The following is a 19,612-nucleotide window of genomic DNA, read 5'->3' on the forward strand; positions in this document are numbered from 1 at the left end:
GTAACCTCGGCGCATGACCTCCGCAGACCTGGCCGCCGTCGGACTCCGCCTCGACATCGAGGGCCCGGTGGCGACCGTGACGCTCGACCGACCCGACGTGCGCAACGCGCAGACGCCGGCGATGTGGATCGCGCTCGGGGAGATCGGGCGCACCCTGCCCGACGACGTACGCGTCGTGGTGGTGACGGGGGAGGGCGACACCTTCTCCGCGGGGCTCGACCGGGCGATGCTCGACCCGTCGACGGCGGGCCAGGAGAGCGTCGTCGGCCTGCTCGCGCTCAGCGACGAGGAGGCCTCCGCCCGGATCGACGAGTTCCAGGGCGGTTTCACGTGGCTGCGCGACCCGCGCTTCGTCTCGATCGCCAAGGTCCGCGGCTACGCCATCGGCGCCGGTTTCCAGCTCGCGCTGTCGTGTGACCTGCGCGTGGTGGCCGACGACGCGAAGTTCTCCATGAAGGAGTCCGCCCTCGGTCTGGTGCCCGACCTCACCGGCACCAAGCCGCTGGTCGAGCACGTCGGCTACGCCCGCGCCCTCGAGATCTGCGCCACCGCGCGTGTGGTGACGGCCGAGGAGGCCGTGCGGATCGGGCTGGCGACCTCGGCGGTGCCGTCCGCCGACCTCGACGCCGCGGTCGGCGACCTCGCCGCGGCCCTCACGGCACCGATGCCCGGGGTCGTCCCCGAGACCAAGGCGCTGCTCCAGGGGGCGGGGGAGCGCGACCTCGACGAGCAGCGCCGCCTCGAGCGCGAGGCGCAGGTACGCCGCTTCCGCGCCGTCGCGGCAGCCCTCGCCGGCTGATCGTCGTACCCCTCAGGAACACTGGGACCGACGCGGGCGTTCTGCCTGCGTCGGACGGGCTGAGGGAGAGAACACATGTCGATGGGACCGGGAGCAGGAGGACCGCCGTGGCGGCACCTGCGCAGTGACCGGAGCGTCGTCGACAACAAGATCGAGCGCCGCACCCTGCGCCGGGTCCTGGCCTTCGCGCGGCCGCACCGGCGGCTGATCGCGGGCTTCCTCGCCGTGACAGTGGTCGACGCCGCGCTGGTCGTGGCGCCGCCACTGCTGCTGAAGATGATCATCGACGACGGTGTCAGCTCCGGCGACACCTCGCTGGTGGTGTGGCTGGCCCTGCTGGTCGCGCTCGTCGCGATCGTGGACTCCGGGTTCGGACTGATCACCGGATGGCTCTCCAGCCGCATCGGCGAGGGCCTCATCTACGACCTCCGCACGCAGGTGTTCGCCCACGTCCAGCGCCAGTCGCTCGCGTTCTTCACCCGCACCCAGACCGGTGCGCTGGTGAGCCGGCTGAACAACGACGTCATCGGCGCCCAACGGGCCTTCACCTCCACGCTCCAGGGCACGGTCTCCAACATCATCTCCGCCGTGGTCGTCGGCGTGACGATGCTCTTCCTCAGCTGGCCGGTGACCGTGCTGTGCCTGGCGCTCTTCCCGATCCTGCTGATCGCCTCGCGCCTCGTCGGCGCGCGGCTGGCCGACCTGTCCCGCGCCCAGATGGACGGCAACGCCGACCTCGGCAACGCCATGACCGAGCGCTTCAACGTCGGCGGCGCGATGCTGCTCAAGCTCTTCGGGCGCCGCGACGTCGAGGACGTGGCCTACGCGCAGAAGGCCGCGGTCGTGCGCGACCTCGGCATCCGGATCTCCCTGCTGACCCGGGTCTTCTTCGCCGCGATGACGCTGGTGCCGTCGCTGGCCACGGCGCTCGTCTACGGCATCGGCGGCTACCTCGCGATCCAGGGCGACCTGTCCGTCGGCACGATCGTCGCCCTCGGCGTCCTCCTCACCCGCCTGCTGGGCCCGCTGCAGGGGCTCTCCAACGTGCGCATCGACGTGATGACCGCCCTGGTCAGCTTCGACCGGGTCTTCGAGGTCCTCGACCTGCCGTCGCTGATCCAGGAGAGGCCCGACGCCGTCGCGCTGGCGCCCAGCGCCTCGAAGCTCGAGTTCGACCACGTCGCCTTCACCTACCCCCGCGCCGACCAGATCTCGCTCGCCTCGCTCGAGACGGTGGCGCGCACCGAGTCGCGCGACACCGGGCAGGTGCTCCACGACGTGACGTTCACCGCCGAGCCCGGACAGATGGTCGCGCTCGTCGGTCCGTCCGGAGCCGGCAAGACCACCGTCACGCACCTCGTCGCGCGCCTCTACGACGTCGAGTCCGGTGCCGTGCGGGTGGGCGGTCACGACGTGCGCGACGTGACGCTCCAGTCACTGGAGGACGTCGTCGGCTACGTCACCCAGGACGCCCACATGTTCCACGACACCATCCGGGCCAACCTGCTCTACGCCCGCCCCGGCGCCGACGACACCGACGTGTGGGCGGCCCTGGAGGCCGCGCAGATCGCCACGCTCGTCCGGTCGCTGCCCGACGGGCTCGACACGGTGGTCGGCGACCGTGGTTATCGTCTCAGCGGCGGCGAGCGCCAGCGCCTGGCCATCGCGCGGCTGCTCCTGAAGGCGCCCGCCGTCGTGGTCCTCGACGAGGCGACCGCCCACCTCGACAGCGAGTCCGAGGCGGCCGTCCAGCAGGCCCTCGACGCAGCGCTCGAGGGGCGTACGTCGCTCGTGATCGCCCACCGGCTCTCGACGGTCCGCAACGCCGACCTCATCCTCGTCCTCGACGACGGGCGGGTCGTCCAGCAGGGGACCCACGCCGAGCTGCTGGCCGCGGGCGGCCTCTACGCCACCCTCCACGCGACCCAGTTCCGCGAGGAGCGCGTGGCCACGCCCTGAGCTGCCGGGGTCGTGCTGGGGGCGCTCGCGGCGTTCCTGCTCTCGCCCGCAGCGTCATTCCTGACGGGCGTGATGCTTCCGGTCGACGGCGGGCTCCTGCGCAGCCTCTGACGCCGGCGTCCGGTCAGCAGCAGCGGCGCCGGACCGGGCGGCCTCGTCACGGGTCTTGCCCCACGGTCCGCGACCGCCGCGCCACTCGTCGTACATCAGGTAGAAGAAGCCGAAGATCGCGAGCGCGCCGAAGAACCACCACTGCAGGCCGTAGAAGAAGTGGGGACCCTCGTCGAGCTCGGGCATCTCGACCGGCGCCAGCGGCGTCGCTGCCTCGGGCGACTCGGTCCGCAGGTCGATCCACCCGCCGAGCACCTCGCGGTCGAGGGCCCGGGCGATCTCGGCGCTGTTGACCGCGCGCGTGGACTGGTCGCTGACCTGGGTGCTGTCGCCCTCGGCGTCCTGGCGGACGAAGCCGGTGACCGTCACCTCGCCGGCGGGCGGCTCGGGCACGTCCTCGGACGTGGCGCCACGGTTGTCGGTGCCGAACCAGCCGCGGTCGACCAGCACGCTGGAGCCGTCAGCGAGCTCGAGGGGCACGACGACGTCGACGCCGGCGGCGCCCTCGCGGGTGCGGTAGCGCACGATCACCGTGTCCTCGACGACGTAGGTGCCGGTGGCCTCCACGATCCGCCACTCGGTGTCGCGGGTGACGTCGCGCCCGGGCGCCATCACCTCGAGGATCGGGTCGGCGCCGGCCCGCTCGTTGCGCTCGATGGTCGCGTTGCGGTCCTGCCGCTCCTCGAGGCGGTCGAACTGCCACTCGCCGAGGCGCCAGGCCACCCAGCCGAGGAGGACGACCACGAGCGCGAAGGCGACCCAGCGGCGCGAGACCAGGAACCGCAGCTTGTGCACGGGGTCGAGGTTATCCGGCGCGTCCTGAGCGCGTGCGGGGTGCCTCGCTAGGGTGGTCGGTGTGACGACACCTCTGGCAGACCGCTTCGGCCGCGTGGCCACGGACCTGCGCGTGTCCCTGACCGACCGGTGCAACCTGCGGTGCAACTACTGCATGCCGGCCGAGGGCCTCGACTGGCTGCCCACGGACCAGACGCTCACCGACGACGAGGTGGTGCGCCTGATCACGATCGGGGTCGAGCGCCTCGGGATCCGCGAGGTGCGCTTCACCGGCGGCGAGCCGCTCCTGCGGCGCGGCCTGGTCGACATCGTGGCCCGCACCCACGCCCTGGGCGTCGAGACCTCGCTGACCACCAACGCGCTCGGCCTCAACCGCACGGCGCAGGCGCTGGCCGACGCCGGCCTCGACCGGATCAACGCCAGCCTCGACACGGTCCGGCCCGAGACCTTCGCGACGATCACCCGCCGCGACCGGCTCCAGGACGTGGTCGCGGGCCTCGAGGCCGCCAAGGCCGCCGGCCTCGGCCCGATCAAGCTCAACGCCGTCCTCCTCCGTGGCACCAACGACGACCAGGCCGCCGAGCTGCTGCGCTGGAGCATCGACCACGGCTACGAGCTGCGCTTCATCGAGCAGATGCCGCTCGACGCCCAGCACGACTGGAGCCGTGCGGCGATGGTGACCGCCGACGAGATCTACGCCCAGCTCACCGACCAGTTCACCCTGACGCCGCACGGCGAGCCGCGCGGCAGCGCCCCCGCCGAGCTGTTCGACGTCGACGGGGGACCGGCGACCGTCGGCATCATCGCCTCGGTCACGCGACCCTTCTGCGGCGACTGCGACCGCGTACGCCTCACCGCGGACGGCCAGGTGCGCAACTGCCTGTTCGCACGCGAGGAGTCCGACCTGCGCACGGCCCTGCGCTCGGATGCCACCGACCAGGAGATCGCCGAGCGCTGGGTGATCGCGATGCTCGGCAAGCGCGCCGGCCACGGCATCGACGACGTCACCTTCCTGCAGCCCGACCGGCCGATGTCCGCCATCGGCGGCTGAGTCGGTCCACATCCACCGGAGGGTGGGTCCGGCGGCCGCCGGGCGACTAGAATCTGCTCGTGAACGACGTGCACGTGATCGCCTACTTCGCAGGCGACCCCACCAGGACCTACCAGCTCGTGCAGTGGCTGGAGGTCCTCGAGATCCTCGACGGTGCCCACCGCGTCGGTCTGGTGCTGCGCGACCCTGACTCCGCGGACCTGGTGGCGGCGCGCACCGACCTGCAGGTCTTCACCGCCCCGACCTTCCCCGAGCTGACCGAGCTCTACGCCGAGCTGGACGCCAAGGTCGTGCTCTACTGCAACAACTCGGTCCTCAACTTCGAGTCCCTCCTCGACAGCCGCCGCCTGCACGTCCACATCAACCACGGCGAGAGCGACAAGCAGTCCATGGCGAGCAACAACGCCAAGGCCTACGACCGGGTCTTCGTCGCCGGTGGCGCGGCGGTCGAGCGCTACCTCACCGGTCTCCTCGACTTCGACGCCGACCGACTCGTGCGGATCGGTCGCCCCCAGCTCGATCTGCCGCGTACGCCGCTCCTGGAGCCGATCCCGCGCCGCACGGTGATGTACGCCCCGACATGGGAGGGCGACGCCGACTACAACGACTACACCTCGGTCGACCTCTTCGGCGAGTCGATCGTGCGGGGGATCCTCGCGGTGCCGGACGTACGGCTGGTCTACAAGCCGCACCCGAAGGTGACCACGAGCCTCGCCCCGGCGATCGCCGCCGCGCACCAGCGCATCACCGAGCTCGTCGACGAGGCCGCGGAGGCCGACCCCGCTGCGGGCCACACCCGGGTGCTCAACGGGGACATCCTGGCCGTGATGCCGGGGTGCGACGCCATCGTCACCGACGTCTCCTCGGTCGGCCTCGACTGGCTCTACCTGCACACCGACAAGCCGATCTTCCTCACCGACCGCCACGGAGACACGGAGTCACTGTGGCAGGAGGTCCCGATCAGCCGCTGCGCCGACGTCCTCGACCACACCAACGTGGACACCCTCACCGCGCTGCTGGCCGACCGGCTCGTCCACGACACGCGTCACCTCGACCGGGTGGCGATGCGCCACCACTACTTCGACGACCTGCACGTGGGCGACAGCACCACGCGCTTCATGGCGGCTGTGGCCGAGGTCGTGGCACTGCGCGACCGCTTGGTCGCCGACGCCACCTCCGGCACCGCGATCACTGCCTGAGCAGGCTGTCCTCGGGGTCAGGCGCCGTGCTCGTGCGGCACGACGTCCTCGAGGAATCCGCGCGCGCCGAGGAAGTCCGAGAGCGACCCGCGGTGCTCGTCGCACGCCAGCCACGACTTGCGTCGCTCGGGCGTGTGGATCTTCGGGTTGTTCCACTGCAGGTCCCACACGGCGTCGGCCTGGCACCCCTTCGCCGAGCAGATGGGGCGATCGGGATCCATGGGGGCCTCTCGGGGTGTGGGAGGGGACAAATGTAGAGGTGCCGGACAGCCACGGGGGGAAGCTGTCCGGCACCTCGGAAGCGAACACAGACGGGGGATGCTGCGCTCGCGTGGAAGATCATTCCACGCGGGTCGGTGAAAACCAAACCTCCCGACCAGGACTCGCCGGACTCATCTTCCTCAGTCCGGACGCTCCCCGGCCGTCAGTTCGGGGGCGGACGGACCGGCCGGCAGGGTGAATCCGTCGTCTCGCTGGTCGACGGCGTTGGCGATCACCACAGCGAAGAGCGGGAGGAAGACCGCGCCGGCGATCAGGAGCCACATGAACACGCCGGATCCGACGATCACCGCGGCGAGGAAGCAGACCAGCCTGATCGACATCGACCACGCGTAGCGGCGCTTGCGCAGCTTCATGTCGTCCGCGGCGCTGCTGCGTGCCGTCGTGATGCGTACGACGTCGGACTCGGCCATGCGTTCCACTGTACGTCGCTAGGCTCCACAATCCACGGGCCGTGTCGCACCCCACAGCGGCGCCCGGCTGCCCGTCGTACAGGAGGAACCATGTCCAACCGCACCTATCGTGTCACCGAGATCGTCGGCACCTCGCCCGACGGCATCGACCAGGCGATCCGCAACGGCATCGAGCGTGCCGGCCAGACCCTGCGCCACATCGACTGGTTCGAGGTGACCCAGATCCGCGGCCAGGCCAAGGACGGGTCCGTGGAGCACTTCCAGGTCGGGATGAAGGTCGGTTTCCGCCTCGAGGACGAGTAGTCGGTTTCGGTCTACCACCCGGTAATCACTAGCGTCGTCGGAGTGAGCGACACTTCCGCACCCAGCGCCCCCCGTTCCGTCCTGGTCACCGGCGGCAACCGCGGCATCGGTCGTGCCATCGCCGAGGCCTTCATCGCCCAGGGCGACCAGGTCGCGGTGACCACCCGTAACGGAGGCGCCCCCGAGGGTGCGCTCGACGTGCGGTGCGACATCACCGACCCCGATGCGGTCGAGGCTGCGTTCAAGCAGGTCGAGGAGGCCCACGGCCCGGTCGAGGTGCTGGTCGCCAACGCGGGCATCACCAAGGACACCCTGCTCCTGCGGATGAGCGAGGACGACTGGTCGTCGGTCATCGACACCAACCTCACCGGCACCTTCCGGCTCGCCAAGCGCGCGGCCAAGGGGATGCTTCGCCTGCGCCGCGGTCGGATCATCCTCATCTCGTCGGTGGTGGGCCTGCTCGGCTCGGCGGGGCAGGTCAACTACGCCGCCTCCAAGGCCGGTCTCGTCGGCGTCGCCCGCTCGCTCGCGCGCGAGCTGGGCAGCCGCTCGATCACGACCAACGTCGTGGCGCCCGGCTTCGTCGAGACCGACATGACCGACGTGCTGAGCGACGAGCAGAAGACCGCCATCAAGACGCAGGTCCCGCTGGGGCGCTACGCCTCCCCGGCGGAGGTCGCCTCGGCCGTCACCTGGCTCGCCTCCGACGGCGCCGCCTACGTCACCGGAGCCGTGATCCCGGTCGACGGAGGCCTCGGCATGGGCCACTGACGCACCCACCCCGCTCCTCGACGCCACACGAAAGGCACACGCACATGGGAATCCTCGACGGCAAGCGCATCCTCGTCGCCGGCGTGACGATGGACAGCTCGATCGGCTTCGCGACCGCGAAGATCGCCCAGGAGCAGGGCGCCACGGTGCTGATCTCCAACTTCGGCCGTGCGCTCGGCATCACCCGGCGCATCGCCAAGCGGCTGCCGCAGACGCCGCCCGTGCTGGAGCTCGACGTCACCGACGAGGACCACCTCGCCGGTCTCGCCGACCAGGTCCGCGAGCACGTCGACGGGCTGGACGGCGTCGTGCACTCGATCGCCTACGGCAACCCCGAGACCCTGCTGGGCGGCAAGTTCATGGACGGCCCGTGGGAGGACGTGGCGCAGGCCGTCCAGGTCTCCGCCTACTCCCTGAAGTCGCTCGCGGTCGCCACGCGCCCGCTCATGTCGCGCGGCGGGTCGATCGTGGGACTCACCTTCGACGCCACCACCGCGTGGCCGGCGTACGACTGGATGGGCGTGGCGAAGGCCGCGCTGGAGAACACCTCGCGCTACGTCGCCCGGGACCTCGGTCCGGACGGGATCCGCTGCAACCTCGTCTCCGCCGGGCCCCTCAAGACCCTCGCCGCCAAGGCGATCCCGGGCTTCGAGGACCTCGAGTCGGCGTGGAAGGACCGCGCGCCGCTGGGCTGGGACGAGACCGACCACACCCCGACCGCGCAGGCGGTGTGCGCACTGCTCAGCGACTTCTTCCCGGCCACCACGGGCGAGATCGTGCACGTCGATGGCGGCTTCCACGCGATGGGGCTGTAGCCGCCTCGTGACGGTTCGGTAGTTTCCACCGGTGACCTCACTCGTCGAGCTGCGCATCCTCGAAGGCCCCAACCTCTACTTCCCGCGGGCCGCGGTGAAGCTCACCCTCGACGTGTCCTCGATCAGCGAGGCCAGCGACGACGCGGTGCTGCGCCTCGCGCGCCGCATCGGGCTGCGGACGACCCGCCCCGGTGCGCCCGGGTCCGGCTTCCGGCAGCGCTTCGCCCTCCGGGCGGTCGAGCGCCTGGTGCGGGCCATCGCGAGCGAGGCCGGCACCCGTCGCCTCGCGGTGCGGGTGCGCCCCACCTCGGACCCCGACGTCCTCGTCGTCGCCTTCCCGTGGCGCCACCGCGGGCGGGCGCGCGCGCTGGGCGAGGCCGTGGCGCACGCGATCGACGCCCTGCCCACCCCCGACGTCGAGGCCGCGGTGAGCGCCGCCGCCGAGGAGGTCGCAGCCGCGGAGCCCGGGAGCCGGCCCACCACCATCACTCCGACCATCCCCGTCGTGGCCGTGACCGGCACCAACGGCAAGACGACCACAAGCCGGATGGTGGCGCACATCGCCCGCACGAGCGGCCTGGTCGTGGGATGGTCCAACACCGACGGCGTCTACCGCGACGGCGTGCTGGTGGAGGCCGGCGACTACTCCGGCCCCTCCGGTGCGGGTCGCGCGCTCGGCCTCGACGGCGTCCAGCTCGCCGTCACCGAGACCGCCCGCGGCGGGATCCTGCTCAAGGGCATCGGGGTCACCCGCAACGACGTGTCCGTGGTGACCAACGTGACGGCCGACCACCTCGGCCTCCAGGGCATCGACACCGTCGACCAGCTGGCCGAGGTGAAGTCCGTCGTCCCGCGCATCACGCGCAAGGACGGCTGGGCCGTGCTCAACGGCGACGACCCCCGCGTGCTCGCGATGCGCAGCGTGGTCAGCGCTCAGCCGTGGATCTTCAGCCGCGACCCCGACTCGCCTGCCGTGCGGGAGGTGCTGGGCCACGGCGGGGGTCGCGCGACCACGGTGATCGACGGCTGGATCACCGTCCTGACGCCCGGCGCCGACCCGGACCCGCTCGTGGAGCTCGTCGACGTCCCGATGACGCTGGCCGGGCTGTCGCGCTTCAACATCGAGAACGCCCTCGCCGCCGCCTCCGCAGCGCTCGCGATCGGGCTCGACCGCGCCGACGTGATCGCCGGGCTGCGGTCCTTCCTGCCCGACGCCGAGCACAACCCGGGCCGGATGAACTTCTTCTCCCTGCCCGGCGAGGTCAGCGTCGTCATGGACCTCGCCCACAACGAGGCCGGGCTCGAGGCGCTGCTCGAGATCATGAGCGGCGTACGCCGTCCCGGTGCGCGCCTGCTGCTCGGCCTCGGCGCCGTGGGCGACCGCACCGATGAGCTGATCGACGCGCTCGGCGAGATCGGCGCCAAGGGCAGCGACGTCGTCGCGATCGGCCACAAGGAGTGGTACCTCCGCGGTCGCACGATGGACGAGGTCGACGCCCTGCTGCGCGCGGGTGCGGCGCGCGTCGGGGTCACCGACATCGACACCCATCAGACCGAGGTCGCCTGCCTCGCCGCGCTCGTGGAGCGGGCGCGTCCGGGCGACGTGGTCGGCCTGATGTGCCACGCCGAGCGCCAGGAGGCCTACGACTGGCTCGCCGCCCACGGCGGCACCCCGGACAGCGCGGAGGCGCTCTCGTCGAAGGTGCGGGCTGCCAGCGAGGGCTGACCCGCTCCCGAGCGGTGAGTAGGACAGGTTCTGCGACTACGGGACGTGTCCACGCACCGCTCGACCGGAGGTCCGTCATGCCGCGGTGCGTGAGCCACGTGCTGCCGGCCGAGAACGTGTCTCACGCACCGCTCAGCCGGTGTCGTACGCCGACGCGCCGTCGGGCGGTGCCGTAGCAGCAACCGGAGCGGCACGGATGTGGCTGGCGCACCGCCCAGCCGGAGTGGGACGACCTCAGACGTCGCCGGGGTCCACCTGCTCGCCGGGGGCGCCGACGTCGAGGTCGCCCTCGACGATCATGGCTGTCATGCCGCCCGGCGACCGGGTCTCGTGCAGCTCACCGGGTTCCCAGACGGCGGCCTGACCGGCGCCGAGGCGGCGTACGGTCCCCTCGGCTCCAGCCACCTCGGCCTCCCCCGACAGCATCACCAGCAGCTGGCGGCCGACCGCCGGATGACGGCCGATGGTGCCGCCGGGCGCCAGCGACACCGCGACCAGGTGGGCGTCGGCGCAGATGCCGAAGGCGCCCACCGAGAAGCTGCGGCTGCCGTGCGCCTCGATCGGTCGGTGCGGCAGGTCTGCGAGGTCGAGGATCCGCACTCACGTCTCCGACTGCGGCGTGTAGTCCGGGTCGGCGGACGGGGCGTCGGGGTTGGTGACCGAACCCGCCTGCGCGACGTCGGACCACTGCTCGAGCTCGGCCATCACCTCGGCGTGCTTGTCGACGCACACCACGACCAGGTCGCCGCGGTTGGCGCGGCTCATCGCGTGGCGCACGGCCTCGATCTCCTCCACCACCAGCTCGGCCTGCTTGCAGCGGGCGCCCTCGTCCATCGCGGCGCGTACGCCCTCGAGCACCAGCTCCGCGGTGGCGCCGCGCTCGCGTCCGCGCAGGGCGACGTCCTCGCGGACGATGCAGACGTCGAAGTGCTGGGCGGCGATGTGGCCGAGCTCGTGCATGTCCTGGTCGCGGCGGTCGCCCGCGGTCGCGATGATGCCGATGCGCGAGGGGCGGGCCAGGTCGTGCGAGGACTCCAGCGACTCGCCGACGCGGTCCACGAAGTCACCGAGCATCTTCATGCCGGGCGCGTTGTGGCAGTAGTCGACGATCACGTTGACGCCGTTGACCTCGACCTCGTTCAGGCGGCCGGGGGAGAGGTAGTAGTTGGTCGAGAAGGTCCGCAGGCCCTGACGGATGTCGTGCAGCGGGGCGCCGGCGGCGAACGCGGCAGCAGCGGCGGCCAGCGCGTTCTGGACGTTCATCCGGGCGCGACCGCTGAAGGTGGCCGGCAGGAGGTGGGTCCAGGCCAGCTGCATCTCGCGCCTACCGTGCTGGACGACCATCATCTCGCCGCGCTCGGTCGGGTTGAGCACGATCGCCTTGCCCCCGCGACGGCAGTGGGCGTCGATCATGTCGCGCACCTCGGTGCCGGGCTCCTCCATGGAGAACCACACGACCTGCCCCGAGCACTTGCGCCGCATCTCGCGCACCAGCGGGTCGTCGGCGTTGAGGACGGCATGGCCGTCGCGCGGCACCGCCTCGACGATGACGGCCTTCACGTCGGCGAGCTGCTCGACGGTGTCGATGCCGCGCAGGCCGAGGTGGTCGGGCTGCACGTTGAGGACGACGGCCACGTCGTTGCGCTCGTAGCCCAGGCCCTCGCGCAGGATGCCGCCGCGGGCCACCTCGAAGACCGCGAAGTCCACGCGGGGGTTCTGCAGCACCATCCGGGCCGAGCGCGGGCCGGAGGCGTCCGCGCGGATCACCAGGCGCTCGTCGATGACGACGCCGTCGGTCGAGGTCATGCCGACCTTGCGCCCGAGGCCCTTGAAGATGTGGGCGATCATCCGGCTCGTCGTGGTCTTGCCGTTGGTGCCGGTCACCGCCACGATCGGGATCCGCGAGGTCGCCCCCGGCGGGAAGAGCATGTCGACCACAGGCTTGGCGATGAACTGCGGCTCGCCGATGGTGGGGTGGGTGTGCATCCGGAACCCGGGAGCGGCGTTGACCTCGCAGATCGCGCCGCCGGTCTCGCGCACCGGCTCGGTGATGTCGGGGCAGATGAAGTCGATGCCGGCGATGTCGAGCCCGACCATGCGCGCGGCCTCCTCGGCGATCTCGACGTTCTCCGGGTGCGCCTCGAAGGTGCGGTCGATCGAGATGCCGCCGGTCGACATGTTGCCGGTCAGCGCGAGCTTGACCATCTCACCCTCGGCGGGCACGGAGTCGAGCGTGTGGCCCTGGTCGGCCAGCACCTCGACCGCGGCGTCGTCGACCTTGATCCGGGTCAGCACCTTCTCGTGCCCCACGCCGCGGCGCGGGTCGGCGTTGGTGAGGTCGACGAGCTGCTCGACCGTGGAGGTGCCGTCGCCGGTCACGGAGGCGGGCACGCGCTCGGCGATCGCGACCATCCGGCCGTCGATGATCAGGCAGCGGTAGTCCTTGCCCGTCACGAACGACTCGACGATGACGCTGCCGCGACGCGACTGGCCCTCCGCGATCGGGAAGGCAGCGCGTACGTCGTCGTCGTCCTTCAGGTCGAGGCAGACGCCGCGGCCGTGGTTGCCGTCGAGCGGCTTGAGCACGACGGGATGACCGATGCGGCGGGCGGCAGCCACTGCGGCGTCCACCGAGCGCACCGACTCCTGCTTGGGCACCGGGAGTCCCGCAGCGCCGAGCAGCTTGGTCGTGAGGTCCTTGTCGGAGGCGATGTCGACCGCGATCGAGGAGGTCTCCGACGTCATCGTGGCGCGGATGCGCTTGGCGTGCACGCCCTGGCCGAGCTGGACGAGGGAGTACTGGTTGAGCCGGATCCACGGGATGTCGCGCGAGACCGCCTCGTCCACGATGGCTTGCGTGGACGGACCGAAGGCGGTGCGCTCGGCCCGGCGGATGAAGTCGTCGCGCTCGGTCTCCCAGTCGAAGTCGGGGTCGCCCTCGACGAGGTGGTTGACCAGCCGGACGGCGAGACGACCGGCGGAGAGGCCGACGTTCTCGTCGATGTAGCCGTAGATGATGTTGTAGTGGCCGGGCTGGCCCTTGACCTGGCGGGTCTTGCCGCGCCGGATGTCGTGGCCCACCAGCTGCTGGAGCGCGAGCGCGACGTGCTCGGCGACGTGGCCGAGCCAGGTCCCCTCCTTGAGCCGCTCGACGAAGCCGCCGCGACGTCCGCGCGAGCAGGAGTGCTCGCGCAGGCCGGGCAGCATCGCGACGAGGTCGTCGGAGAAACCGGGGATCGTGTTGGTCGGGAACTGCTCGAGCGAGCCGAGGTCGACCACCAGGTGGATCGACTTGTCGTAGGACCAGACGTTGGCGCCGCGGTAGACGCGTGTCTCGACGATCTCCAGGTCGGGTGTGGGGCGCTCGCTCATCAGTGGTCTCCCTCGGGGGTGGGGGGCGTGGTGTCGGACGCTCGGGGCGTACGCCTCAGCTTGAGGCGGCGCCTGATCGCGGCGGGTGTGGCGTCGGCTGCCGCGATGTCGCGCGCCAGCTGGCGCAGGTCGCGCCCGGCCTCGGCGAGCTCGTCGGCGTCCTCGGGGTCGACGGCCTGCTCCTGCGGCAGCAGCTCGCGGGTGGTCAGGTTGAACGCCGCGCCCTCAGGCAGCGAGTGGAACACCACGCCGCTGGCGAGCAGCGGCGAGGACCGGGTCGCCTCGTAGGCGTTGGACACCATCCGGGTGCCGTCGAAGACGGTGACCGCACCCTTGCCCATCACCCGCATCACGAGGTCGCCGTCGACGTTCTCGACCAGCCCGCAGGTGTCCTCGTCGACGCCGATCCCCAGCAGCTGCGGGCTCTGCGCCACGATCATCAGCAACCGGCCGTAGCGGTTGCGCTGGTCGAAGTGCTGGTCGATGACCGCGGCGTCCACGAGCCCCAGTCCGGCGGCGACCTGCGTCATCCGCTGCTTGGGCGTGGCCCCGCCGACCCCGAAGGCGACCATGTGCGAGGACTGGATGCTGGCGCCGGCCGACGTGCCGGCGACCACCGCGCCACGCTCGTGGGCGCGCAGGATCGCCTCGCCCACGGGCGTCCCGCACACGATCGAGGACAGCTTCAGCTGGTTGCCGCCCGTCATGAAGACGCCGGTCGCGTCGTCGACGGCCTTCACCAGTGCCGGGTCGTGGGCCTGCTCGCGGGACTCGGGGCGTACGGCGTCGACGCGTGCGGCGCCGAACTTGGTGAAGAGCGCGTCGTAGACGTCGACCACCTCCCGTCCGAGCGACGAAGCGGTCGGGATCACGGCGATGCGCGCATCCGGACCTCCGCTGAGTGCGACGAAGTGCTTGAGGATGGTCGGCTTGCGCACCTTGTCCTCGGCACCACCGATGATCATGAGTGGTCCGTTGGGCATGACAGGCAGGCTAGCGGCTGGAAGGGTGGACAGATGCAGCAGTCGAGGGGAGACGAGATGCGGCGGCTGGTGGTGATGCGGCATGCGAAGGCGGTCGCGACGGCCCCGTCGGACCACGAGCGGGGGCTCGCGCCCCGTGGACGGGCCGATGCCCAGCAGGTCGGTCGGTGGCTGCGCGAGCGGGGGATCGAGCCCGACGCGGCACTCGTCTCGGACGCGCAGCGGACCCGCGAGACCTGGGAGCACGTCACCGACGCGGCCGGCTGGGACCTCGAGGCGGATCTCTCCGCCGCCCTCTACGCCGCCGGGGCCGACTCGGCCTTCGACCTCATCCGCGAGGTCGACGCGGACACGCGGACGCTCGTGGTCGTCGGGCACAACCCGACGATGGCCTACATCGCCGAGCTGATCGACGACGGGGAAGGTGACCTCGAGGCCACCACGGGGCTGGTGACCCGAGGCTTCCCCACGTCCGCCCTCGCGGTCTTCACCGTCGAGGTCGGCTGGACCGACCTCGGTCCGGGCACCGGTCGCATCGAGGCCTTCCACCCCGGCCACGGATGACCGATCCGCTCGTGGTGGCGCGCCTGCGCGCCGCCGGGTGCGTCTGGGCCGAGGACGAGGCGGTGGCGCTCGAGGCGGCGGCCGCGACACCCGTCGAGCTCGAGGTGCTGGTCGCCCGACGGGCCGCTGGCGAGCCGTTGGAGACCGTGCTCGGGTGGGTGGAGTTCCTCGGCCGGCGGCTCGCCGTCGCTCCCGGCGTCTTCGTCCCGAGGCGCCGGACGGAGCTGCTGGCCCGCCTCGCGCTCGCGCAGGTCGCGGACCGACGGATCGCCCACGGGGCGCCGCCCGTGGTCGTCGAGATGTGCTGTGGGGTCGCCCCGGTGGCGGCAGCCCTCGACGGACGTGGGGCGGAGGTCCACGCCGCGGACGTGAGCACCTCAGCGCTGGCGTGCGCACGCACGAACGCGCAGGCGGCGGACCTGCACCTCGGCGACCTCTACGACGCGCTGCCGCACCGTCTCCGCGGCCTCGTCGACGTGATCGCGGCCAATGCGCCGTACGTCCCCTCCGGCCTGATCGCGACGATGCCGTCCGAGGCGCGCGACCACGAGCCCGTCGTCGCGCTGGACGGCGGACCCGACGGCGCCGACCTGCACCGGCGGCTCGCGGCCGGCGCGGCGGACTGGCTGGCGCCCGGCGGGGTCCTGCTCGTCGAGACCAGCGACGCGCAGTCCGACCTGACGATCGCAGCGATGACCGGCTCGGGGCTGCTGACGGACGTCGTCACCGACGACGAGGTCGGTGGTTGCGTGGCGCTCGGCGAGCGACCGCTCAGCTGATCTCCTCCAGCGGGGGTGCCGGGGTGACGATGCCGGCGGCCGCGTCGGCCTCCTCGATCTGCTCGCGCGAGATGCCGAGCAGGTAGAGGATCGCGTCGAGGTAGGGCACGTTGACGGCCGTGTCGGCGGCGTCGCGCACCATCGGCTTGGCGTTGTAGGCGATGCCGAGTCCGGCGGCGTTGATCATGTCGAGGTCGTTGGCGCCGTCGCCGATGGCGATCACCGCATCGAGCGGTACGCCGACCTCGGCGGCGAACTCGCGCAGCGCGGTGGCCTTCCCTGCGCGGTCGACGACGTCGCCCACGATCCGCCCGGTCAGCACGCCATCCACGATCTCGAGCTCGTTGGCCCGGGCGAAGTGGATGCCGAGGTCCTCGGCGAGCCGGTCGGTGATCTGGGTGAAGCCGCCGGAGACGATCGCGAAGCGGTAGCCCAGCCGGCGCAGGGTCCGCACCATCGTGCGGGCGCCGGGCGCGAGCACGACAGAGGAGTAGACGTCCTCGAGCGCCGAGGCCGGCACGCCCGCGAGCAGCGCCACGCGTTCGCGCAGCGACTGCTCGAAGTCGAGCTCGCCGCGCATGGCCGCCTCGGTCACCCGGGCCACCTCCGCCTCCTGGCCGGCGTGCGCGGCGATCATCTCGATCACCTCGCCCTGGATGAGGGTGGAGTCGACGTCCATCACGATCAGACGGATGCCACGACGGTGCAGCGAGTCGCGCTGCACCGCCAGGTCGATGCCCTGCTTGACCGCTTCGGCAGCGAGCAGCGGGCGGAGCCGGTCGGCGGGGGCGCCGGAGACGTGCATCTCGATCGCGGTGACGGGGTAGCGCGCCATCCGCTCGATCTTGTCGATGTTGGCGCCCGAGTCGGCGATGCGGCCGGCGATGGCCGACATCGCGGAGGCGCGCAGCGGGTTGCCGATCAGGGTGATGTGCGACCGGTCGCCGGCGCGGCTGCGGTTGTCGCCGGCCCCCCGCTCGACCTCGACGCTCATGTCGAGCTCCTCGGCGGTGCGCACGATGACGTCGCGCAGCTTCTTCCAGTCCCGCGGCGCGGTCACGAGGATGCCGAGCACCAGCCGCCGTCGCAGCACGATCTGCTCGATGTCGACGACCTCGACCCCGGCCGCGGCCAGCGCGGCGAAGATCGCGGAGGTGACGCCGGGACGGTCCTTGCCCGTGAGCGTGACCAGGAGGGTCTTCGGCTCGTCTTCCATGGTGGGGAGAGGCTAGTCGGGCAGGTGCCCGGTCCGCGGGGGAGTCCGCCGATCGGTCCGACACGGTCCCGTGCGCCCGGCGGTGCTGGCCCGAGACGGCGCGCATGCCCTACGTTCGGCACCGGTGGCGGTCCGACCCGTGCGACGCCTGCACGACACTGGTCGCAGCGGCTGGTGGATCCTGATCGGGATCATCCCGATCGTCGGCTGGATCCTGCTGATCGTCTGGTACTGCACCGACACCGAGGCCGGGGACAACCAGTACGGCCCCGACCCCAAGCACGGCACCAGCGGGGGCTACCAGCCGCCTGCGGCGCCCTACGGCAGCGGCCAGTACGGCGACTGACCTGCACCACGTGCGGGGGCGTGGTCGCTAGGGCGGCCACACCTCGGGCGAGCACGCCGCCACGACGGCGCGACGCGCGGCGCGGCCGAGGGGCTGCAGCAGCCCCCGACGGCGCTGCACCTCGTACGACGACAGCGCGCCGCCGTCGTCGTCGAGCGCGAGGTCCACGATCGCCCACGCCTGGAGCCCGCGCGCAGCGAGGTCCGCGCACCGCGCCGGGGTGCCGAGCGGTGCCTCGAGGGCGGGACGGTGGTGGAGGTTCATCAGTGCGTCCGCGGCCTCGGGCCGCCACTTCGCCACATCGAGGTCGGCGAGGTCGCCGGCGGTCGAGACCAGCGCCTCCCTCAGTCCGCGGTCGGCCTCACCCACGTCGGGCAGCTGGCGCGGGCCGGCCTGGAAGATCCGCCACTGCACCGTCTCGCCGTGCTCCACCGGCACGAGGCCCAGGTCCCCGGCGACGACCGCCTGGCCGGCCTCCAGCGCGGCGGCGTTGAAGTCCCGCGGCCCGCCCAGGCCGAGCGGGTCGCCGTCGACCGGCAGCGCCAGTCCGGCGGACGTGGCCCCGCTGGCGCGTGCTCGGACGAGCAGGTCCAGAGCCGAGCCGCCCTCGAGGAGGTGGGTGTCCTCGGCCAGCACGTCGAGCACGTGGTCGGTCTGCTCGTGCCCACGCAACCACGCCGTCAGCCACCAGGCCAGGGTGGCGGAGTGGGGCAGGGCCACTACGTGGCCCGAGGAGGCGGTCGACATCGGGGCGAGGCTACTCGGCCACGCACGACCGACGTGTCCGGTCCGGCGGCGCGCCTGCTGCTGGATAGGGTGACGACGTGGTCGCCGTCATCGAGTTCGCGGGAGTCACGGTGCGCCGTGGCAGGGCGCTGCTGCTCGACGAGGTGAGCTGGGAGGTCGAGGAGGACGAGCGCTGGGTGGTGCTCGGCCCCAACGGCGCCGGCAAGACGACCCTGCTCCAGGTCGCCGCGGCCCAGCTGCACCCGACCTCGGGGGTCGCGGGAATCCTCGACGAGGTGCTCGGCACCACCGACGTCTTCGAGCTGCGCCCGCGCATCGGGCTGACCAGTGCGGCGCTCGCCGACCGGATCCCGAGGGACGAGCTGGTCAGGGACGTGGTCGTCTCCGCCTCCTACGGCGTGGTCGGCCGTTGGCGCGAGCACTACGCCGACCTCGACCACGACCGCGCCGCCGACCTCCTCGCCGAGGTCGGTGCTGCCCACCTGCTGGAGCGCACCTTCGGCACCCTCAGCGAGGGGGAGCGCAAGCGGGTGCAGATCGCCCGCGCGCTGATGACCGACCCCGAGCTGCTGCTGCTCGACGAGCCGGCGGCCGGGCTCGACCTCGGTGGTCGCGAGGACCTCGTCGCCACCCTGTCCGACGTCGCGCTCGACCCCGACTCGCCGGCGACCGTGCTGGTGTCCCACCACGTCGAGGAGATCCCGCCGGGCTTCACCCACGCCCTGCTCCTGCGGGAGGGCCGTGTGGTCGACGCAGGACCGGTGGAGGACGTCGTCACCGCCGAGACGCTGTCGGAGACCTTCGGCATGCCTCTCCTGCTGAGCCGGGCGGACGACCGGTTCGCCGCGCGGCGACGTGCGCCTCGGCGCGTCCTCGATCAGTGACTGGATAGGGTCGGGACATGGACTGGATCCGCGACCACCTCTGGGAGACCTGGCTGGCGCTGTCGATCGCGCTCGGCGTCGCCGAGATGTTCAGCCTCGACCTCATCCTGGCGATGCTGGCCGCCGGCGCCGTGATCGGCATGGTGGCGGCCCTGGTGGGCCTCCCGTTCGTCGCGCAGATCCTCGCAGCGCTCGTCGCCTCCGTCGCGATGCTCGCCTTCGTCCGGCCTGCGTTCGTCAAGAAGCTGCACGGTGGCCCTGAGCTCTCGCTCGGCCACGGCAAGCTCGTCGGCACCCGCGGCATGGTCACCGAGGAGATCACCGGCCTGGCCCCGGGGCGGATCAAGGTCGGTGGTGAGATCTGGACCGCGCTGCCCTACGACGAGAACCTCCGCATCGCGCCGGGGGAGACGGTGGAGATCCTCCAGATCAAGGGCGCCACCGCCTACGTCCACCCGGTGGCCACGCTCGAGTCCTGAGCTGGGCTGCACTCCTGCACC

At 71.9% G+C, this 19,612-nt stretch carries 21 protein-coding genes; 13 read left to right on the forward strand and 8 right to left on the reverse strand.

What is annotated here, in order from left to right; translation table 11 throughout:
* Positions 1–13: 13 nt before the first annotated feature.
* Positions 14–799 (forward strand): enoyl-CoA hydratase/isomerase family protein, encoded by a 786-nt coding sequence (locus K4G59_RS14570; protein WP_231251788.1) that lies wholly within the window; start codon positions 14–16, stop codon positions 797–799.
* An 81-nt stretch (positions 800–880) separates the two neighbouring features.
* The gene (locus tag K4G59_RS14575; RefSeq protein ID WP_372461823.1) at positions 881–2,758 is read left to right on the forward strand and encodes an ABC transporter ATP-binding protein; all 1,878 of its coding nucleotides are present in this window, start codon (positions 881–883) and stop codon (positions 2,756–2,758) included.
* Between the two features lie 54 nt (positions 2,759–2,812).
* Here the strand turns inward: K4G59_RS14575 and K4G59_RS14580 are convergent, their stop codons facing one another.
* Complete coding sequence (locus K4G59_RS14580; protein WP_231251790.1) at positions 2,813–3,664, reverse strand: SURF1 family cytochrome oxidase biogenesis protein; 852 nt, start codon at positions 3,662–3,664, stop codon at positions 2,813–2,815.
* Between the two features lie 61 nt (positions 3,665–3,725).
* On the opposite strand from K4G59_RS14580, the gene moaA reads away from it, so the two are divergent.
* Both moaA and K4G59_RS14590 read left to right on the forward strand, forming a co-directional pair.
* Positions 3,726–4,715, forward strand: coding sequence for a GTP 3',8-cyclase MoaA (moaA, locus tag K4G59_RS14585; RefSeq protein ID WP_231251791.1), 990 nt, complete (start codon positions 3,726–3,728; stop codon positions 4,713–4,715).
* Between the two features lie 59 nt (positions 4,716–4,774).
* Entirely contained in the window at positions 4,775–5,914 is a 1,140-nt protein-coding gene (locus K4G59_RS14590) for a CDP-glycerol glycerophosphotransferase family protein (RefSeq protein ID WP_231251792.1), read from the forward strand.
* A 17-nt stretch (positions 5,915–5,931) separates the two neighbouring features.
* Here K4G59_RS14590 and K4G59_RS14595 read toward each other — a convergent pair whose 3' ends face one another.
* Together K4G59_RS14595 and K4G59_RS14600 are read right to left on the reverse strand one after the other, a co-directional pair.
* Positions 5,932–6,135 carry an acetone carboxylase gene (locus K4G59_RS14595; RefSeq protein WP_231251793.1) on the reverse strand — a complete coding sequence of 68 codons (204 nt, stop codon included), beginning with the start codon at positions 6,133–6,135 and terminating at the stop codon, positions 5,932–5,934.
* A gap of 180 nt (positions 6,136–6,315) precedes the next feature.
* Complete coding sequence (locus K4G59_RS14600; protein WP_231251794.1) at positions 6,316–6,606, reverse strand: DUF3099 domain-containing protein; 291 nt, start codon at positions 6,604–6,606, stop codon at positions 6,316–6,318.
* A 90-nt stretch (positions 6,607–6,696) separates the two neighbouring features.
* Between K4G59_RS14600 and K4G59_RS14605 the strand changes: the two genes are divergently transcribed.
* The 4 genes from K4G59_RS14605 to K4G59_RS14620 are packed head-to-tail and all read left to right on the forward strand — an operon-like array spanning position 6,697 to position 10,221.
* The gene (locus tag K4G59_RS14605; protein ID WP_129454388.1) at positions 6,697–6,909 is read left to right on the forward strand and encodes a dodecin; all 213 of its coding nucleotides are present in this window, start codon (positions 6,697–6,699) and stop codon (positions 6,907–6,909) included.
* A 42-nt stretch (positions 6,910–6,951) separates the two neighbouring features.
* Positions 6,952–7,680 (forward strand): 3-oxoacyl-[acyl-carrier-protein] reductase, encoded by a 729-nt coding sequence (fabG, locus tag K4G59_RS14610; protein ID WP_231251795.1) that lies wholly within the window; start codon positions 6,952–6,954, stop codon positions 7,678–7,680.
* Positions 7,681–7,724: 44 nt separating this feature from the next.
* A complete protein-coding gene (gene fabI / locus K4G59_RS14615) occupies positions 7,725–8,495 on the forward strand; it encodes an enoyl-ACP reductase FabI (protein WP_231251796.1) in 771 nt (256 codons plus the stop codon).
* A 31-nt stretch (positions 8,496–8,526) separates the two neighbouring features.
* Positions 8,527–10,221, forward strand: coding sequence for a Mur ligase family protein (locus K4G59_RS14620; protein ID WP_231251797.1), 1,695 nt, complete (start codon positions 8,527–8,529; stop codon positions 10,219–10,221).
* Between the two features lie 234 nt (positions 10,222–10,455).
* Here K4G59_RS14620 and K4G59_RS14625 read toward each other — a convergent pair whose 3' ends face one another.
* The 3 genes from K4G59_RS14625 to K4G59_RS14635 are packed head-to-tail and all read right to left on the reverse strand — an operon-like array spanning position 10,456 to position 14,576.
* Complete coding sequence (locus tag K4G59_RS14625) at positions 10,456–10,821, reverse strand: cupin domain-containing protein (protein WP_231251798.1); 366 nt, start codon at positions 10,819–10,821, stop codon at positions 10,456–10,458.
* Positions 10,822–13,593: a cyanophycin synthetase gene (gene cphA, locus K4G59_RS14630; RefSeq protein WP_231251799.1), complete on the reverse strand. Its 2,772-nt coding sequence runs from the start codon at positions 13,591–13,593 to the stop codon at positions 10,822–10,824.
* Positions 13,593–14,576 carry a cyanophycinase gene (locus tag K4G59_RS14635; RefSeq protein ID WP_231251800.1) on the reverse strand — a complete coding sequence of 328 codons (984 nt, stop codon included), beginning with the start codon at positions 14,574–14,576 and terminating at the stop codon, positions 13,593–13,595. Before K4G59_RS14635 ends, cphA begins: the two co-directional genes overlap by 1 nt.
* 33 nt (positions 14,577–14,609) lie before the next feature.
* Here K4G59_RS14635 and K4G59_RS14640 point away from each other — a divergent pair, with 33 nt between their 5' ends.
* Together K4G59_RS14640 and K4G59_RS14645 are read left to right on the forward strand one after the other, a co-directional pair.
* Entirely contained in the window at positions 14,610–15,140 is a 531-nt protein-coding gene (locus K4G59_RS14640) for a SixA phosphatase family protein (RefSeq protein WP_231251801.1), read from the forward strand.
* On the forward strand, positions 15,137–15,919 hold the full coding sequence (locus K4G59_RS14645) for a putative protein N(5)-glutamine methyltransferase (RefSeq protein ID WP_231251802.1): 783 nt from the start codon (positions 15,137–15,139) through the stop codon (positions 15,917–15,919). The genes K4G59_RS14640 and K4G59_RS14645 overlap by 4 nt, the downstream gene beginning before the upstream one ends.
* On the opposite strand, the gene serB is transcribed toward K4G59_RS14645, so the two are convergent.
* Positions 15,912–17,135, reverse strand: a complete 1,224-nt coding sequence (gene serB / locus K4G59_RS14650) for a phosphoserine phosphatase SerB (protein WP_231251803.1) — start codon at positions 17,133–17,135, stop codon at positions 15,912–15,914. The genes K4G59_RS14645 and serB overlap by 8 nt on opposite strands.
* A 124-nt stretch (positions 17,136–17,259) precedes the next feature.
* On the opposite strand from serB, the gene K4G59_RS14655 reads away from it, so the two are divergent.
* Positions 17,260–17,481 (forward strand): DUF805 domain-containing protein, encoded by a 222-nt coding sequence (locus K4G59_RS14655; RefSeq protein ID WP_231251804.1) that lies wholly within the window; start codon positions 17,260–17,262, stop codon positions 17,479–17,481.
* Positions 17,482–17,508: 27 nt separating this feature from the next.
* Here K4G59_RS14655 and K4G59_RS14660 read toward each other — a convergent pair whose 3' ends face one another.
* On the reverse strand, positions 17,509–18,228 hold the full coding sequence (locus tag K4G59_RS14660) for an Rv1486c family protein (protein ID WP_231251805.1): 720 nt from the start codon (positions 18,226–18,228) through the stop codon (positions 17,509–17,511).
* A gap of 77 nt (positions 18,229–18,305) precedes the next feature.
* On the opposite strand from K4G59_RS14660, the gene K4G59_RS14665 reads away from it, so the two are divergent.
* Both K4G59_RS14665 and K4G59_RS14670 read left to right on the forward strand, forming a co-directional pair.
* Positions 18,306–19,112, forward strand: a complete 807-nt coding sequence (locus K4G59_RS14665) for an ABC transporter ATP-binding protein (protein WP_231251806.1) — start codon at positions 18,306–18,308, stop codon at positions 19,110–19,112.
* A gap of 17 nt (positions 19,113–19,129) precedes the next feature.
* Entirely contained in the window at positions 19,130–19,591 is a 462-nt protein-coding gene (locus tag K4G59_RS14670; protein WP_231251807.1) for an NfeD family protein, read from the forward strand.
* The last annotated feature ends 21 nt before the right edge of the window (positions 19,592–19,612 follow it).

Source organism: Nocardioides furvisabuli (genome assembly GCF_021083185.1).
Taxonomy (GTDB): Bacteria; Actinomycetota; Actinomycetes; order Propionibacteriales; family Nocardioidaceae; genus Nocardioides; species Nocardioides furvisabuli.

Coding starts and splice junctions, on each gene's coding strand:
- K4G59_RS14570 (WP_231251788.1), top strand. CDS start 14: ATGACCTCCGCAGACCTGGCCGCCGTCGGACTCCGCCTCGACATCGAG.
- K4G59_RS14575 (WP_372461823.1), top strand. CDS start 881: ATGGGACCGGGAGCAGGAGGACCGCCGTGGCGGCACCTGCGCAGTGAC.
- K4G59_RS14595 (WP_231251793.1), bottom strand. CDS start 6,135: ATGGATCCCGATCGCCCCATCTGCTCGGCGAAGGGGTGCCAGGCCGAC.
- K4G59_RS14600 (WP_231251794.1), bottom strand. CDS start 6,606: ATGGCCGAGTCCGACGTCGTACGCATCACGACGGCACGCAGCAGCGCC.
- K4G59_RS14605 (WP_129454388.1), top strand. CDS start 6,697: ATGTCCAACCGCACCTATCGTGTCACCGAGATCGTCGGCACCTCGCCC.
- fabI (WP_231251796.1), top strand. CDS start 7,725: ATGGGAATCCTCGACGGCAAGCGCATCCTCGTCGCCGGCGTGACGATG.
- cphA (WP_231251799.1), bottom strand. CDS start 13,593: ATGAGCGAGCGCCCCACACCCGACCTGGAGATCGTCGAGACACGCGTC.
- K4G59_RS14635 (WP_231251800.1), bottom strand. CDS start 14,576: ATGCCCAACGGACCACTCATGATCATCGGTGGTGCCGAGGACAAGGTG.
- K4G59_RS14640 (WP_231251801.1), top strand. CDS start 14,610: ATGCAGCAGTCGAGGGGAGACGAGATGCGGCGGCTGGTGGTGATGCGG.
- K4G59_RS14645 (WP_231251802.1), top strand. CDS start 15,137: ATGACCGATCCGCTCGTGGTGGCGCGCCTGCGCGCCGCCGGGTGCGTC.
- serB (WP_231251803.1), bottom strand. CDS start 17,135: ATGGAAGACGAGCCGAAGACCCTCCTGGTCACGCTCACGGGCAAGGAC.
- K4G59_RS14660 (WP_231251805.1), bottom strand. CDS start 18,228: ATGTCGACCGCCTCCTCGGGCCACGTAGTGGCCCTGCCCCACTCCGCC.
- K4G59_RS14670 (WP_231251807.1), top strand. CDS start 19,130: ATGGACTGGATCCGCGACCACCTCTGGGAGACCTGGCTGGCGCTGTCG.